The following is a 15,322-nucleotide window of genomic DNA, read 5'->3' as shown; positions in this document are numbered from 1 at the left end:
GCGGAGGTGCTCAGCCGCGGAGGTGCTCGGCCCAGGTCCGCCGGCCGCGCGCGCCCCGCACGGGGAGCGCCCCGCCGTCGCGCAGCGCCGCACCGAGCCGGCCCGGCACCGGGGTGGCCACCACCCGCGCGTTGGGCGCCCGCACCCGCGCCCACGCACGGGCGAGGTCGGCGACGGTGTGCTCCTCGGGGCCGGCGAACTCGACCACGCCACCCGACGGCGCCGCCGTGGCCAGCCCGGTCAGGTGCGCGGCGGCCTCGGCGACGTCCACCGGGGACACCCGCCACCCCATCGGGACCGGCAGCAGCCGGCCGCGGCGCGCCGTGCTCAGCAGCTCGTCGACGAACCCGTGGAACTGGGTGATCCGCACCAGGGTGACCGGCATCCCCGAGGCCAGCAGCACCTGCTCGGTGGCGTACTTCGCCCGGTAGTAGCCGAGCGGCACCCGGTCCACGCCGACGATCGAGACGTACAGGAGGTGGCGCAGCCGGGACCGGTCGACGGCCTCGACCAGGCGCCGGGTGCCGGCGACGTCGACCTCCCAGGGGTTGCCCCGGGGGTCGCTGGCCGCGTGCACGACCACCTCCGCGCCGGCGAGCGCCGGTCTCAGGTCCCGTCCGGTCGCGAGGTCACCCCGGACCCCGCCCGGGCCGGTGCCCCGGCGCGACATCTGCCGCACCTCGTGCCCGGCGTCCCGCAGCTGTGGCACGAGATGCCGCCCGAGGCGGCCCGTGCCGCCGGTGACCAGTACGTCCACGCGGTGCAGTCTGCCGTGGGGAGGTCCACCGGTTCACCGCCCAGCGCGCCGCGCGACGTCCCGGGGCCATCTCGGATGGGAGATAGCGTGAGCCGGTGGACCCTCTCGACTCCTCGTCCGACGGCGGCATGCGGCGCATCGGGGCCCTGGTCCGCGACGCCCGCCGGCACCGGGGCCTCACGCAGCAGCAGCTCGCCGACCGGCTGGACACCAGCCAGAGCGCCGTCGCCCGGATCGAGCAGGGCAGCCAGGACCTCACCCTCGACTTCCTCGGCCGGCTCTCCGCCGCGCTGGACAGCGAGCTGATCAGCCTCGGCCCGGCCGGCCCCGCCCACCTCCGGGTGACCGGCGGGCACCCCCTGCGGGGCCGGGTCGCGGTGAAGTCCTCGAAGAACGCGGCCGTCGCCCTGCTCTGCGCGGCCCTGCTCAACCGCGGCCGCACGACCCTGCGCAACGTCTCCCGGATCGTGGAGGTCGAGCGGATCCTCGACGTGCTGCGCTCCATCGGCGTGGTCGCCACCTGGGACGAGGAGGGGCACGACCTCACCCTCGTCGTGCCCGACGAGCTCGACCTGGACGGCATCGACGCCGACGCGGCCCGGCGGACCCGCAGCATCATCATGTTCCTGGGCCCGCTGCTGCACCGGGCGGCCACGTTCCGGCTGCCCTACGCCGGCGGCTGCGACCTCGGCACCCGCACCGTGCAGCCGCACATGATCGCGCTGCGTCCGTTCGGGCTGGAGATCGAGGCGCACGCCGGCGAGTACCAGGTGACCGTCGACGGCCCGGGGGCCGCCGACCGCACGATCGTCCTCACCGAGCGCGGGGACACCGTCACCGAGAACGCGCTGCTCGCCGCGGCCCGTGCGGAGGGCACGACGACCATCCGCAACGCCAGCTCCAACTACATGGTCCAGGACCTCTGCCTGTACCTGCAGCTGCTCGGCGTCGGGGTCGAGGGGCTGGGCTCCACCACCCTGGTCGTGCACGGCCGCCCCGTGCTGGACGCCGACGTCGACTACACGATCAGCGAGGACCCGGTGGAGGCGATGAGCCTGCTCACCGCCGGCATCGTGACCGGGTCGGAGCTGACGGTGGCGCGGGCGCCGGTGGAGTTCCTCGAGGTCGAGCTCGCCGTGCTGGCCGAGATGGGCCTGCGCTACGACCTGTCCCCGGAGTACCGGGCCGACAACGGGCACACCCGGCTGGCCGACATCACCATCCACCCGTCGGAGCTGAAAGCGCCCATCGACAAGGTGCACCCGATGCCGTTCCCGGGCCTGAACATCGACAACCTGCCGTTCTTCGCCGTGATCGCCGCGCAGGCGCAGGGCTCGACGCTCATCCACGACTGGGTCTACGACAACCGGGCGATCCACCTCTCCGACCTCACCCGGCTGGGCGCCGACGTCCGGCTGCTCGATCCGCACCGGGTGCTGGTCACCGGCCCCACCCGCTGGTCGAGCGCCGAGGTGGTCTGTCCACCGGCGCTGCGACCGGCCGTGTGCATCCTGCTGGCGATGCTGGCGGCGAAGGGCACCTCGGTGCTCCGCAACGTCGACATCATCGCCCGCGGCTACGAGCAGCTCTACGAGCGGCTGGTCGAGATGGGCGCCGACATCGACGTCTTCCGCGACTGATCCCCGCATGCCGGGGGGCGCCGGGACGAGGGGGTCAGCGCTCCTGGTCGGTGGGGCGCACGAGCACCTCGTTGACCGCCACGTGCGGCGGCTGGGTGACGACGTAGAGGACGGCGCGGGCGATGTCCTCGGCGTGCAGGGCGCGCATGCCCGCGTGCATCTTCTCCGAGGCGGCCTTCGCGGCGGGCTGGGTGATGTGCGAGTTCAGCTCGGTGGTGACCGCACCGGGCTCCACCAGCCCGATCCGCACGCCGCGGCCGGTGACCTCCTGCCGCAGCGACTCGCTGAAGGCGTTCACCGCCCACTTGCTGGCGTTGTAGACGCCGGCGCCCTTGCGGGCCTGCCGGCCGGCCACGCTCGACACGTTCACGATGTCGCCGGAGCCCTGCGCGACCATCCCGTCGAGCGCCGCATGGGTCATGTAGAGGACGCCCATGACGTTGGTCTGGATCATCCGGCGCCAGTCCTCGGTGTCCGCGCCGGCGATGGTGCCCAGCAGCATCACGCCCGCGTTGTTCACCAGGACGTCGAGGCCGCCGAGCTCCGCGCGGGTGCGCGCGACGGCGTCGGCGCAGGCCCGCTCGTCGGTCACGTCGAGCGCCAGTTGCAGCACCGACGCACCGCCGTCCCGGAGCCGGGCGGCGAGGGCGTCCAGCCGGTCGGTACGGCGGGCTCCGATGGCGACGGCGGCACCGGCGGCGGCCAGGGCGACCGCGGTCGCCTCACCGATCCCCGACGACGCCCCGGTCACCAGGGCCACCTTGCCGGCGAGCGGACGTTCGGCCTCGGTCATGCGGATCTCCTCCCGCGCCGCCCCCTGCGGCGCCCGGCACCACCCTGCCCGGCCCCGGGCCGGCCCGCTCCCCGGAGCGGGACCGCGTTGCGCGCCGGGCTCAGAGCAGCGCCTCGAACCCGTCGTCGGGCAGCGCCATCCCGCCGTCCAGCGGCGGGCGGGCCGGCTGGTCCAGCCCGCGCATGCGGGCCGCGTGCAGCGCCAGCAGCAGGTTCAGCCGCAGGTTCGGATCGGTGGTGAACGGTCCGAGCATCCGCTCGAGCTTGCCGATCCGGTAACGCATGGTGTTGTAGTGGAAGTGCAGCCGCCGGGCGGACTCCGCGACGTTGAGGTTGGTCTCCAGCAGCACCAGCAGCGTCTCGCGCAGGTCGGCGGAGTCCGCGTCGGCGGCGTCGGCCAGGGGGCCGAGCACCTCGTCGACGTAGGAGCGCAGCTCGGTGCTGTCGGGGATCAGCGACAGCAGCCGGAAGACCCCGAGCTGGTCGAAGTGCGTGACCGCCGACCCGCCGTGGATCTCCTGGCCGACGCCGAGGGCGCGCTGCGCCTGCCGGTGGGCCTCGGCCAGCTCAGCCAGCGACCCGGCGGGCCGGCCGATGCCCGTGCCCAGCAGCCGGCCGACCCGGCGCAGCCGCCCGTTGACCCGGGAGGTCACCGCGGACACCAGGGCGGACAGCTCCTCGGGCGTGCGACCGTCCAGCGGGAGCAGCGTCACGATCTCGGTGGCCAGCCCGGCGACGGCGGCTCCGGCCACCTCCGACTCCAGCGCGGCCCGCCAGCCGTCGGCCAGCCGGTCGAGCACGTCCAGGGCGCGGGTCGGGTCGGCGGTGGCGTCCGCGACGGTCTCGGTCGCGGTGACGAGGACGGCCACCGGGCCGTCCAGGCGCCAGCCGAAGGACCGGGTGTAGGCGAGGGTGCGCTCGGTGTGGCCGACGGAGCCGCCGACCAGCCGGCGGACCAGGTCTCCCTGGAAGCGCAGCTCGACCGAGTGCACCGCCTGCAGCCGGATGACCGACAGCGCGGCGATGACGGCGGCCCGCTCCAGCACGCCGCCGGCGCCGAGCATCATCGCGCCGGTCCGGTGGACCGCGACGAGCCAGCCGTGCCGCTGGTCCCCGGCCATGATCGGTGCGACCGCGTACTCCCCCACCCCACCGGGCAGCTGGTGGTGGCCGGGCACGAGCAGGATGCCGTCGGCCGGCGACAGGTCGGCGTCGGCCAGCACGTCGGCCGGGGTGACCACGGTCTGGTCGGCACGGACGCCGGAGAGCCGGCGGGACGGGGTCAGCTCGGCGAGCGCGTCGTCGGCGGCGGCGTCCAGCAGCCACAGCCAGTCGCTGATCTCGGCAACGTCGTCCCGGGGCCCCGCGCTGGTGACCACCTCGCGGTCGGGGCCCAGCCCGAGCACCGCCGCACCGTCGAGCATCACGGCCAGCCGCAGGGTCACCTCGGCCAGCCCGCCGCCGGTGAGGGCCACCTCCATGAACTGGTCGTCGATGCGGGAGGAGAGCGCGAGCGCCTGCCCCTGCTTGGCCACGACCGTGCCCAGGACCGCGGAGACGATCTCGTCCAGCCGCGCGCTCGCGGGCAGGGCCAGCACGGGCAGCCCGCGGCGGTCGGCCTCCGCGAGCACCTCGGCGGGCAGCGGCGGGGGGCCGTCCGTGCGCCGGTAGGCCAGCGCCGCGGTGCCCGCGACGTCGAGGCGCTCGACGAGGGCCCGGCAGCTCGCCGGGTCGGCGGGGGGAAGGCGGGCACCCAGCACGACGAGGACGTCGGGGCCGGCGGCGGCCAGCGGCTCGGCCGGGTCGTCGACCACCATGTGCCGGATGGCCCGGCTCAGCCCGGCCGCGCCGGCGATCACGGTGGCGCCCTCGAGGACCGGGAGACCGAGCGCCTCCTCGACGGTCAGCCCCATGCGCTGCTGCCAGCTCGCGCGGTCGTCCGGCGGCTCGATCCGGGGCGATTCGTCGACCGCCCAGTTACGACGGAACGGGGCGGTTCCATTACCCTGAGTTGACGTTCCGTCCGACACATCACTCTGGGTCATGAGGCATCCCCTTTCAGTCGTCAGCCAGGGTGCCACACTGCAGGATCCTGTCAGGTGTCCCCGGACGCCGGAGCCCATTCTTGGCGACATCCGCCATAAGAGGGCGTGCGACGCGCCGCTTAGGTTCGACCTCGATCCACCCGCTCGCTGGATGGTAAGCGCTCCGTGAGGGAGCGTGCGCACCGTCCCAGCGGGGGTGTGGACAGAGGGGCGGAGCGCCGATCCAGGAGCCTCCGTCGTCCCGTCGGGTGGAGGGCGACCCATGCGCGCGATCGACGACACCGAAGTCCGTACCGACCCCAGTGCAGGTGACGCACTCCGCGGCCGCGCGGCACGCGCCGGGCTGCCGACGATCCCGCTGCCCCGCGAGTCGGCCCGCGCCGCCGCGCGCACCGCGTCGGCCGCGAGGGTTCCGACCGCGGTCCCGGCGGCGGCGAGCACCGGGGTGGCGGAGCTGCTGCGCGGCCCCGTCCGCCCCGCGCGGGTGCTGCTCAGCGTGCCGGCCGCCGTCTACGTGCAGGTCGTGGGCGAGCGGGGCGGCGGTGACGTGGTCGGCGTCCTCACCAGCGACGCCGCACGTCTCCCCCTGGGCTGCGTCCTCTTCCGGCCGAACAACGGCCGGCCGCTGGTCGCCCTGCCCACCGGCGCGCCCGCCGAGGTGGGGGGCGGCCGGATCGTCGTCGGCGACCTGGCGGTCAGCGCGGCCGCCTGGTGGGACCCCCGTCCGCGGCTGCCCGGTGGGCGCCCGGCGCTCCTGCCCGAGGGCGTCCGGCAGCTGCGGACCACGCTGTACGGCGAGGGCGTGCCGCACAGCTCCTTCACGCTGCCCGGCCTCCCCACCGGCCCGGGTGGCCCGCTGGCCGCCCTGCGCGGCGCCGTCCGCCGGGCCGACCTGGAGGCGGCGCTGCGCACGGCGACCCGGCTCATCGGCCTGGGGCCGGGGCTCACGCCCGCCGGCGACGACGTCATGGCCGGCACCATCGCCGGGCTCGTGCTCCTCGGGCACCCGGCCGCCGAGCGGTTCGCCGCCGGCGTCTGCTCGCTGGCCGCCGGGCGCACCACGGAGCTGTCCCGGGCCCTGCTGCGGCACGCGGCCGCCGGCCAGGTGAGCGGCGAGTACGCCGCGGTCCTGCGCGGGCTGGTCGGCGAGCGCCCGCTGGCACCCGCGATCGAGCGGCTCCTGGCCACCGGCGCCACGAGCGGGCGGGCGATGGCCCTGGGCCTCTGCACGGCGATCGACCTCGTGGACCGCACCACGCGCCGCTGACCCCTCGGCCGCTGCCCCTCGCACGCTGTGAGGGCAGCGGCTCGCTGCTCAGCCCAGCGGCTCGACGCCCACCGGCACGGGCAGCACCGGGCCGAGGGAGTCCCACTGGGCGATCCGGCAGCCGTCGACCCGGGACAGCTCCAGGTCCACGGGCTCCCCGCGCCACTGGCCGGTGATCCGCGCGGTCTGCGCCCCGCCGTACTGCTCGGTGCAGACGGCGTCGGCCGGCACGGGGGCGAACGGATCCTCCATGCCCTCGAGGTGTGCGCAGGCCGCCTCGGCCTCCGGATGGCTGCCCTCGGCGAAGCCGGCGCAGGTGAGCGTCCAGGTCTCGGGCGGCGACCCGTTGCCCCGGCTCACCTCGATCCGCAGGTCGTTGTCGGCCTGCCGGATCCCGTCGGCGCCGCCGCTCTCGCTCGCGGTGTCCCCGCCGGCCCCCGCACCGTCGGTGCCCGGTGCGTCGCCGCCGTCCCCGGACCCGCAGGCGCCCAGCAGGACCACCGCGGTCAGCAGGGCGAGAAGCAGGAGGCGTCGCATGATCGTCACGACGAACCACCCTGGCGCATGGTTCCGCCCCGATCCGCTCGACGTGCCGGACCGGCTCCCGCGGTCAGATGCGCGAGGCGTGGATGCTGGTGACCAGGATGGCCCGGGCGCCGAGCTCCCAGAGCTCGTCCATCACCCGGTTGGTCTCGGTGCGGGCGATCATCGCGCGCACCGCCGACCAGCCCGGCGTCTGCAGCGGGCTCACCGTCGGGCCCTCGATCCCCGGGGTGACGGCGGTGGCCTTCTCGAGCAGCTCGTTCGGGCAGTCGTAGTCGAGCATCACGTACTGCCGCGCCACCAGCACACCGCGCAGCCGGCGGCGCAGCTGCGCGACGGCGGGGATCTCCTCGGCGCCCTCCCGCCGGACCAGCACGGCCTCGCTGGTGAGCACCGGGTCACCGATGATGTGCAGCCCCGCGGCCCGCAGGGTGGTGCCGGTCTCCACCACGTCGCAGACCGCCTCGGCCACGCCGAGACGGCAGGCGGTCTCGACCGCGCCGTCGAGCTTGACCACGCCCGCGGAGATGCCGGCGTCGTCGAGGAAGCGCTGCAGCAGCACCGGGTAGGCGGTGGCGATGCGCTTGCCGGCCAGCTGCTCCACCCGCTCGATGCCCGACTCCACCGGGCTGGCGAAGCGGAACGACGAGTGGCCGAAGCCCAACGGCATGACCTCCACCGCGGCCGCGCCCTCGCCGTCGGCCGGTGCGGTCTCCAGCAGCATGTCCCGGCCGGTGATGCCGACGTCCAGCGTGCCGGCGGCCACGTACACCGCGATGTCACGCGGCCGCAGGTAGAAGAACTCGGTGTCGTTGTCCGGGTCGAAGACCGCGAGGTCCTTGGTGCTGCGGCGCTGGCGGTAGCCGCTCTCGGCGAGCATCTCGGCCGCCGGCTCGCTCAGGACGCCCTTGTTGGGCACGGCGATGCGCAGCACTGGAGGAACTCCTAGGTGACGTGATGGAACGGCCCTCGAGCAGGGGCCCGCGGCGCGCGGAGCGTGTCGTGGGGGCCTCGAGGGTCCTCTTTCAGAGGTGAGCGTAGACGTCGTCCAGGGTCAGGCCCCGGGCCAGCATGAGCACCTGCACCCGGTAGAGGAGCTGGCTGATCTCCTCGGCGGTGCGGTCGGCGCCCTCGTGCTCGGCCGCCATCCACGACTCGGCGGCCTCCTCCACGACCTTCTTGCCGGCGGCGTGCACGCCGTCACGCACGGCGGTGACGGTGCCCGACGCCGGGTCACCGGCCGCGACCTTGCCGGCCAGCTCGGCGAACAGGGTGTCGAAGGTCTTCACGAGCGGGCCTCCTGGCCGGCGGGGGTCACGGAGAAGCCGGTCTGCCGCTGCGGACCGCGCAGCTCGCGGAGGGTGAGGGCGGTGGCCAGGGCGGCGATCGCCGCTTCCCAGCCCTTGTCCTCGGCCGAGCCGGGCAGGCCGGCCCGGTCGCGGGCCTGCTCCTCGGTGTCGCAGGTGAGCACGCCGTTGCCGACGGGCTTCCCGGCGTCCAGCGCCACCCGGGTGAGCCCGGCCGTCACGGCGTCGCAGACGTACTCGAAGTGCGGGGTGCCGCCGCGCACGACGACGCCGAGCGCGACCACGGCGTCGTGCCGCTCGGCCAGGGCCTGGGCCACCACCGGCAGCTCGACCGCACCCGGCGCCCGGACGACCGTGGGCGCGGGGATGCCGCTGGCCCTCGCCGCCTCGACCGCGCGGGCCAGGAGCGTGTCGGTGAGCTCCGCGTGCCAGGTGGTCACGACGATGCCGAGGGTCAGTCCGGCCGCGTCGACGGCACCGACCTGCGGCGCGCCGGCGCCGCTCACTGCGGCTGCTCGTTCCGGCCGAGCGGGACGTCCGTCCCGGGCACCGTCGTCGTCCCCGGGGCGTCGGCCGGGCCGGGCGCCGTCGTCGTCCCCGGGACGTCCGCCGGACCGGACTCGGTCTCCGGCTCGATGATGTCGAGCAGGTGGCCCATCCGGTCCCGCTTGGTGCGCAGGTAGCCGAGGTTCTCCGCGGTGACGTGGCTGGGCAGCGGCACCCGGCCGAGCACGCGCAGCCCGTAGCCCTCCAGCCCGGCGCGCTTGGCCGGGTTGTTGGTCAGCAGCCGCATGGTGTGCACGCCGAGGTCCACCAGGATCTGCGCGCCCGTGCCGTAGTCCCGCGCATCGGCCGGCAGGCCGAGGTCGAGGTTGGCGTCGACGGTGTCGGCGCCCATGTCCTGCAACTGGTAGGCCTGCAGCTTGTGCAGCAGGCCGATCCCCCGGCCCTCGTGCCCGCGGATGTAGAGCACGATCCCGCGGCCCTCCTGCGCGACCGCGGCCAGCGCGGCCTGCAGCTGGGGACCGCAGTCGCAGCGCAGCGAGCCGAACACGTCGCCGGTCAGGCACTCGGAGTGCACGCGCACCAGCACGTCCTCGCCGTCGGCGATGTCGCCGTAGACGAAGGCCACGTGCTCGCGCTCGTCGTAGGAGCTGCGGTAACCCACCGCGGTGAAGGTCCCCGGCACGAGGGGGACGATCGCCTCGGCCACCCGCTCCACCAGCTTGTCGAACCGCTTGCGGTAGGCGATGAGGTCGGCGATGGAGATCAGGCAGAGGTCGTGCTCGTCGGCGAAGACGCGCAGCTCGTCGCTGCGGGCCATGCCGATCGGGTCCTTCTCGCTGACGACCTCGCAGAGCACCCCGGACGGGCGCAGCCCGGCGAGGACGGCGAGGTCGACGGCGGCCTCGGTGTGGCCGGGCCGGCGCAGCACACCGCCGTCGCGGGCCCGCAGCGGCACGACGTGGCCCGGCCGGGCGAGGTCGGCCGACGTGGTGTCCGCCGCGGCGAGGGTGCGGATGGTGTGCGCCCGGTCGGCCGCGGAGATGCCGGTGGTGACGCCCTCGCGGGCGTCCACGGTGACCGTGTAGGCGGTGCCGAGGCGATCCTGGTTCACCCGGTGCATGGGCGGCAGGTCGAGCCGGTCGGCGTCGGCCTCGGTGACGGCCACGCAGACGTAGCCGGAGGTGTACCGGACCATGAACGCGACCAGCTCGGGGGTGGCGAGCTCGGCGGCGAAGATCAGGTCGCCCTCGTTCTCGCGGTCCTCGTCGTCGACGACGACGACGGGCTTGCCGCTCTTGATCGCGGCGAGGGCGGCCTCGATGGAGTCCAGCCGGGTGCGGGGCGCGCTCATCGACGGGCTCCCAGCAGGCGTTCCACGTACTTGGCGATCACGTCGACCTCCAGGTTGACGGGCTCCCCCGTGGCGCGCGCGCCGAGCGTGGTCTCGCGGAGGGTGGTGGGGATGAGGCTGACCTCGAGCCAGGGCTCGGGGTCGTCCACGGCGCTGACCGCACTCACGGTCAGCGAGACGCCGTCGACGGCGATGGAGCCCTTCTCGACGACGTAGCGGCCGAGCTCGGCCGGGAGGCCGATGCGGACGACCTCCCAGTGCTCGGCGGGGGTGCGGGACACGATCCGGCCGACGCCGTCGACGTGGCCCTGCATCAGGTGGCCACCGAGCCGGGTGTGCGGGCTGACGGCGCGCTCGAGATTGACCGGCGCGCCGTCGGTGACCGAGCCGAGGCTGCTGCGGCGCAGCGTCTCGGCCATGACGTCGGTGGTCCAGATCCCGGCGCCGTCGGCGTCGGGCTGGACGCCGGTCACGGTGAGGCAGACGCCGTTGACCGCGATGGAGTCGCCCAGCGACACGTCCTGCAGGACGGTACGGGCGCGGATCCGGAGGACGGCGGAGTCGCCCTGGTCCTCGCGCCCGGCCAGGGTGCCCACCTCTTCGACGATGCCGGTGAACACCTCAGCTCCCTCCGTCCGTGCCGTCCCCGCCGGTGCGGGGCACCCCACCAGTGTGCCGGGTGGGGTGCAGCCGGATCTGCACGTCCCCGCCCAGGGGGGTGAGATCGCTGACCCACAAGGACAGCGCCGAGCCGATCCCGCTGATTCCCAGGTCGCCGACGAGCGACCGGCCGGCCCCCAGCAGCTTCGGTGCGAGGTGGACGACGGCCTCGTCGACCAGCCCGGCCCGCAGGAAGGCCGCGGCCAGCGTCGGCCCGCCCTCGAGCAGCACCCGGCGGACGTCGCGGGCGAACAGCTCGGCCAGCAGCGCGGACGGCTCCGCGGCCCGGCTCACGTGCGTCGGGGCGGCGTCGTCCAGGACCCGGGCGCCGGCCGGCAGCCGGTCCCGGCGGTCGACGACCACCCGCAGCGGCTGGCGGGCGGCGTCCCGGCCGTCGGCATCCCGGACGGTGAGCTGCGGATCGTCGGTCAGCGCCGTGCCCGAGCCGACGACGACGGCGTCGCAGCCGGCCCGCAGCCGGTGCACCTCGGCGCGCGCCTCCGGGCCGGTGATCCAGCGGCTGCTCCCGTCGGCGGCGGCCACGCGCCCGTCGAGGGTCGCGGCCACCTTCCAGATCACGTACGGGCGCTGCTCGCGGACCCCGGTCAGCCAGCCGGCGAGCGCCCCGCGCTCGGCGGCCTCCCGCTCGACCCCCACGACGACGTCGACCCCGGCGGCGCGCAGCCGTGCGGCGCCCCCGCCGGCCAGTTCGGTCGGCTCGGGCACGGCGACCACGACCCGGGCGATCCCGGCGGCCAGCAGCGCGTCGGCGCACGGTCCGGTGCGACCGGTGTGCGCGCAGGGCTCCAGGGTGACGACGGCGGTGCCGCCGCGGGCCCGCTCGCCCGCCTGCGCCAGCGCGGCGACCTCGGCGTGCGGACCGCCCGGCGGAGCCGTCGCCCCCTCCCCCGCGACGCCGCCGTCGGCGGCCAGGACCACGGCGCCCACCGCCGGGTTGGGGCTGGTCGTCCCCAGCGCCGCCGCGCCCAGCTCCCGGGCACGCGCCATGGCACGCAGTTCGAGCGCGGTGACGCTCATCCGGACATGGCCGCGGCGGCCTGCGCGCGCAGTGCCGCGATGGCCTTGGCGGGGTCCTCGGCCCCGTAGACCGCGGATCCGGCGACGAACATGTCGACGCCGGCCTCGGCCGCCTGCTCGATGGTGTCGGCGTTGATGCCGCCGTCGATCTCGACGAGCAGGGTGAGCTCGCCGGCGTCGACGAGCTCGCGGGCGCGCCGCACCTTGGGCAGGACGTCGGCGATGAAGGACTGTCCGCCGAAGCCGGGCTCGACGCTCATCACCAGCAGCGTGTCGAACTCCGTCAGCACGTCCAGGTGGTCCTCGAGCGGCGTTCCCGGCTTGATCGCCAGGCCGGCCAGCGCCCCGGCCGCCCGCAGGTCCCGGGCCACGGCCCGGGGATCGGTGCAGGCCTCGGCGTGCACGGTCACGTTGCGCGCGCCGGCCTCGGCGTAGCCGGGCGCCCAGCGCTCCGGGTCCTCGATCATGAGGTGGCAGTCCAGGGGCACCGGGCTGACCTGCTGGATCGCCTGGACGACGGGCAGGCCGAGGGTGAGGTTCGGGACGAAGTGCGCGTCCATCACGTCGACGTGCAGCCAGTCGGCGTCGGCCACGCGCGCCACCTCGTCGGCGATGCGGGCGAAGTCCGCGGACAGCAGGCTGGGCGCGATCAACGGTTGCCGGGACACGTCCGCCGAGTCTAGGTGCGCCGGACCGCGGAACCTGACCCGACCGTCGGGCGTCAGTCCTGCAGGGGCCGGAACCGTCGCTGCCCCGCCGTCGAACGGGAGCCGCCATGCCGACGTCCGCCGTCATCGCCCTGATCCTCGTCCTCTGGGTGGCGATCGGCTGCAGCGCCGCCCTGTTCCTCGGCCGCCGGGGGTACCGCGATCCGCAGTGGTACTTCCTGGGCGCCGTCCTCGGGCCGCTGTTCGTGCCGATGGCGCTGGAACGCGGCCGGCGCGAGCACCGGGTGGTCGAGCGCACGCCCCGCGCCGACGGGGGCCCGCCGCCGGCCGCCGGCGCGATGACGGTCGTGGTGGGCGTCGACGGGTCCGCGGAGTCCGACCGGGCGCTGCGGGACGCGGCGGGGCTGCTGCCCGGCGAGGGCGCCCGGGTGGTGCTGGTGATGGCCGTCGACCCCGACGTCGTGGAGTTCGCCGACGACAGCGAGCAGGCCCGGTGCCGGGCGCTGCTGGCCGACCGGGCCGACTGGTTCCCCGAGGCGTCGCCGGTCGTCGAGCTGGTCAGCGGGCAGCCGGGCACCGCGCTGCTCGACGTCGCGCGGCAGGAGGGCGCCGACGTCGTCGTCGTGGGCCGGCGGGGCCGGGGCCTGTCGCGCCGGATGCTCGGCAGCGTCGCTGAGCACGTCACCCACCACTCCCCCGTCCCCGTCCTGCTCGCCGGTCCCGCGCCCCGCTGACGCCGGCTGACCACTACGGCCGGGGCCGCCTCGTGACCCGGCGGCTTCGCCCGGCGTGTCCGTCGCGCACGACCGGGTAGGGCCCGATGCATGGCTTCCGACTCCACGGTCCCCGCCCGCTACGACGGCTTCGACCGCATGCCGATCGCCGGCTCCTGGCGCGCCGGCAACGCGGGGAAGACCGCCACCGACACCGATCCCTACACCGGCGAGACGCTGACCGAGATCCCGCTGGCGAACGCCGAGGACCTCGACGAGGCCTACGCGACCGCCAAGGAGGCGCAGCGCGAGTGGGCCGCCCGGCTGCCCAGCGACCGCGCCGACGTGATGCGCCGCGCCGCCCGGATCATGGAGGCGCGCAAGGACGAGATCGTCGAGTGGCACATCCGCGAGAGCGGCGCCGCCGCCCCCGCCGCCGAGTTCGAGTACGCGATCACCCTCCGCGACTTCCACGAGGCGTCGTCCTACCCGTACCGGATGGAGGGCCGGATCCTGCCGGCCGACATCGAGGGCAAGGAGAGCCGCGTCTACCGCCGTCCGGTGGGCGTCGTGGCCGTCATCAGCCCGTGGAACGTGCCGATGCACCTGTCCAACCGCTCGGTCGCGCCCGCCCTGGCCCTCGGCAACGCCGTCGTCCTGAAGCCGGCCGGCGACACCCCGGTGACCGGTGGGCTCCTCCTGGCCAAGCTCTACGAGGAGGCCGGCCTGCCGCCGGGCCTGCTCTCGGTGGTCATCGGCGCCGGCCGGGACATCGGCGACTCGATCGTCAGCCACCCCACGCCCCGGGTCGTCTCCTTCACCGGGTCCACCCCGGTCGGCAAGGGCATCGCCGAGAAGGCCGGGCTGAAGAAGCTCTCCCTCGAACTGGGCGGCAACGGCCCGCTGGTGGTGCTGGACGACGCCGACCTGGAGTACGCGGTGGACGCCGCGGTGTTCGGCAAGTTCTTCCACCAGGGCCAGGTCTGCATGATCACCAACCGGATCGTGGTGGACGCCGGCGTGCACGACGAGTTCGTCGACCGCTACGTGGAGCGGGTGCGGGGGCTGAAGGCCGGCGACCCGACCGAAGCCGACACCGTGATCGGCCCGATCATCAACGCCAAGCAGCTCGAGGGCATCCAGGAGAAGGTCGCCCAGTCGATCGCCGACGGCGCCGACCAGCTGCTCGGCGGCGACCCCACCGGCCCGATCGGCTCGGTGCTGCCGCCGCACGTGCTGCTGGGCACCAACGACGTCGCCACCGCCCGGCAGGAGGTGTTCGGCCCGGTCGCGACGATCATCCGTGCCCGCGACGAGGCCGAGGCGCTGAGCATCGCCAACGACACCGAGTACGGGCTCTCCAGCGCCGTCTTCACCCGGGACACCCTGCGCGGGGTGAACTTCGCCCTGCAGGTGGAGGCGGGCATGACGCACGTCAACGACTCGCCGCTGAACGACGAGAACAACACCGCGTTCGGCGGGGAGAAGGACTCCGGGCTCGGCCGGTTCGGCGGCGAGTGGGCGATCGAGGAGTTCACCACCGACCACTGGATCAGCGTCCAGCACACGCGGCGGCAGTTCCCCTTCTGAGCCGCCGAGGCGGCGTGCCGGGGCCGGCCTTCACCGCGGGCCGGTCCCAGCGGACGTCCGTGCGACGGCGTTCCCGACCGGCCACCAGGACCCCGTGCCCCTCGCCCTCGCCCGAGGAACCGTGCACGCGCCGCCCGAGACACCTCCGGTACTCGCGGCCTGGGCGTCCGTGGCCTGACCTCGGGAAACTGTCGGACCGCGCCGGTAGGTTCGCTCATGTGTTCGAAGGTGGTGGGTTAGGGGTCGGCTTGACGGTCGATGTCCTGGACGTGCCGCCGTGGCCGGCCGAGCTGACCCCGCCGGGGGTCTCGGTGCGCCCGACCCGGCTGGGTGAGGCGATGCCGGTCGCGGCCCGCACCGATGCCGAGATCGCGCTGGAGCTGCGGCGGATCCAGCAGGCGGAGTCGGCGCTGGCCGCCTACCGGGCCGAGCTGATCTGCGAGC

At 75.1% G+C, this 15,322-nt stretch carries 16 protein-coding genes; 5 read left to right on the top strand and 11 right to left on the bottom strand.

What is annotated here, in order from left to right; genetic code table 11:
• Nucleotides 1-10: 10 nt before the first annotated feature.
• Nucleotides 11-757: an SDR family oxidoreductase gene (locus ACI790_RS18275; RefSeq protein WP_456571207.1), complete on the bottom strand. Its 747-nt coding sequence runs from the start codon at nt 755-757 to the stop codon at nt 11-13.
• Between the two features lie 95 nt (nt 758-852).
• On the opposite strand from ACI790_RS18275, the gene ACI790_RS18270 reads away from it, so the two are divergent.
• Entirely contained in the window at nt 853-2,397 is a 1,545-nt protein-coding gene (locus ACI790_RS18270) for a helix-turn-helix domain-containing protein (protein ID WP_456571206.1), read from the top strand.
• A gap of 34 nt (nt 2,398-2,431) precedes the next feature.
• Here the strand turns inward: ACI790_RS18270 and ACI790_RS18265 are convergent, their stop codons facing one another.
• Both ACI790_RS18265 and ACI790_RS18260 read right to left on the bottom strand, forming a co-directional pair.
• Nucleotides 2,432-3,190 (bottom strand): SDR family NAD(P)-dependent oxidoreductase, encoded by a 759-nt coding sequence (locus ACI790_RS18265; RefSeq protein ID WP_456571205.1) that lies wholly within the window; start codon nt 3,188-3,190, stop codon nt 2,432-2,434.
• Nucleotides 3,191-3,290: 100 nt separating this feature from the next.
• Nucleotides 3,291-5,234, bottom strand: a complete 1,944-nt coding sequence (locus tag ACI790_RS18260) for a PucR family transcriptional regulator (protein WP_456571204.1) — start codon at nt 5,232-5,234, stop codon at nt 3,291-3,293.
• A 262-nt stretch (nt 5,235-5,496) separates the two neighbouring features.
• Here ACI790_RS18260 and ACI790_RS18255 point away from each other — a divergent pair, with 262 nt between their 5' ends.
• Complete coding sequence (locus tag ACI790_RS18255; RefSeq protein WP_456571203.1) at nt 5,497-6,501, top strand: DUF2877 domain-containing protein; 1,005 nt, start codon at nt 5,497-5,499, stop codon at nt 6,499-6,501.
• 48 nt (nt 6,502-6,549) lie between these two features.
• Here ACI790_RS18255 and ACI790_RS18250 read toward each other — a convergent pair whose 3' ends face one another.
• From ACI790_RS18250 to rpe, 8 genes are all read right to left on the bottom strand, one after another.
• Nucleotides 6,550-7,038 carry an SSI family serine proteinase inhibitor gene (locus ACI790_RS18250; protein ID WP_456571244.1) on the bottom strand — a complete coding sequence of 163 codons (489 nt, stop codon included), beginning with the start codon at nt 7,036-7,038 and terminating at the stop codon, nt 6,550-6,552.
• Between the two features lie 73 nt (nt 7,039-7,111).
• Entirely contained in the window at nt 7,112-7,978 is an 867-nt protein-coding gene (hisG, locus tag ACI790_RS18245; protein ID WP_456571202.1) for an ATP phosphoribosyltransferase, read from the bottom strand.
• A 91-nt stretch (nt 7,979-8,069) separates the two neighbouring features.
• Complete coding sequence (locus tag ACI790_RS18240; protein WP_456571201.1) at nt 8,070-8,333, bottom strand: phosphoribosyl-ATP diphosphatase; 264 nt, start codon at nt 8,331-8,333, stop codon at nt 8,070-8,072.
• Nucleotides 8,330-8,857 carry a 6,7-dimethyl-8-ribityllumazine synthase gene (gene ribH / locus ACI790_RS18235; protein WP_456571200.1) on the bottom strand — a complete coding sequence of 176 codons (528 nt, stop codon included), beginning with the start codon at nt 8,855-8,857 and terminating at the stop codon, nt 8,330-8,332. The genes ACI790_RS18240 and ribH overlap by 4 nt, the downstream gene beginning before the upstream one ends.
• Nucleotides 8,854-10,209 (bottom strand): bifunctional 3,4-dihydroxy-2-butanone-4-phosphate synthase/GTP cyclohydrolase II, encoded by a 1,356-nt coding sequence (locus tag ACI790_RS18230; RefSeq protein WP_456571199.1) that lies wholly within the window; start codon nt 10,207-10,209, stop codon nt 8,854-8,856. The genes ribH and ACI790_RS18230 overlap by 4 nt, the downstream gene beginning before the upstream one ends.
• The gene (locus tag ACI790_RS18225) at nt 10,206-10,829 is read right to left on the bottom strand and encodes a riboflavin synthase (RefSeq protein WP_456571198.1); all 624 of its coding nucleotides are present in this window, start codon (nt 10,827-10,829) and stop codon (nt 10,206-10,208) included. Before ACI790_RS18225 ends, ACI790_RS18230 begins: the two co-directional genes overlap by 4 nt.
• Nucleotide 10,830: 1 nt before the next feature.
• Complete coding sequence (ribD, locus tag ACI790_RS18220; RefSeq protein WP_456571197.1) at nt 10,831-11,907, bottom strand: bifunctional diaminohydroxyphosphoribosylaminopyrimidine deaminase/5-amino-6-(5-phosphoribosylamino)uracil reductase RibD; 1,077 nt, start codon at nt 11,905-11,907, stop codon at nt 10,831-10,833.
• The gene (gene rpe, locus ACI790_RS18215) at nt 11,904-12,575 is read right to left on the bottom strand and encodes a ribulose-phosphate 3-epimerase (protein WP_456571196.1); all 672 of its coding nucleotides are present in this window, start codon (nt 12,573-12,575) and stop codon (nt 11,904-11,906) included. The genes ribD and rpe overlap by 4 nt, the downstream gene beginning before the upstream one ends.
• 107 nt (nt 12,576-12,682) lie before the next feature.
• Here rpe and ACI790_RS18210 point away from each other — a divergent pair, with 107 nt between their 5' ends.
• The 3 genes from ACI790_RS18210 to ACI790_RS18200 form a co-directional block, all read left to right on the top strand.
• A complete protein-coding gene (locus tag ACI790_RS18210) occupies nt 12,683-13,309 on the top strand; it encodes a universal stress protein (RefSeq protein WP_456571195.1) in 627 nt (208 codons plus the stop codon).
• Between the two features lie 90 nt (nt 13,310-13,399).
• Nucleotides 13,400-14,878, top strand: a complete 1,479-nt coding sequence (locus tag ACI790_RS18205) for an aldehyde dehydrogenase family protein (protein ID WP_456571194.1) — start codon at nt 13,400-13,402, stop codon at nt 14,876-14,878.
• Nucleotides 14,879-15,126: 248 nt separating this feature from the next.
• The coding region (locus ACI790_RS18200) for a hypothetical protein (RefSeq protein ID WP_456568920.1) at nt 15,127-15,322 on the top strand (196 nt) is incomplete at its 3' end.

Source organism: Blastococcus sp. SYSU DS0539, from assembly GCF_054050855.1.
The sequence above is the reverse complement of the archived record's forward strand: the minus strand, read 5'-3'. Positions and strand labels throughout refer to the sequence as shown.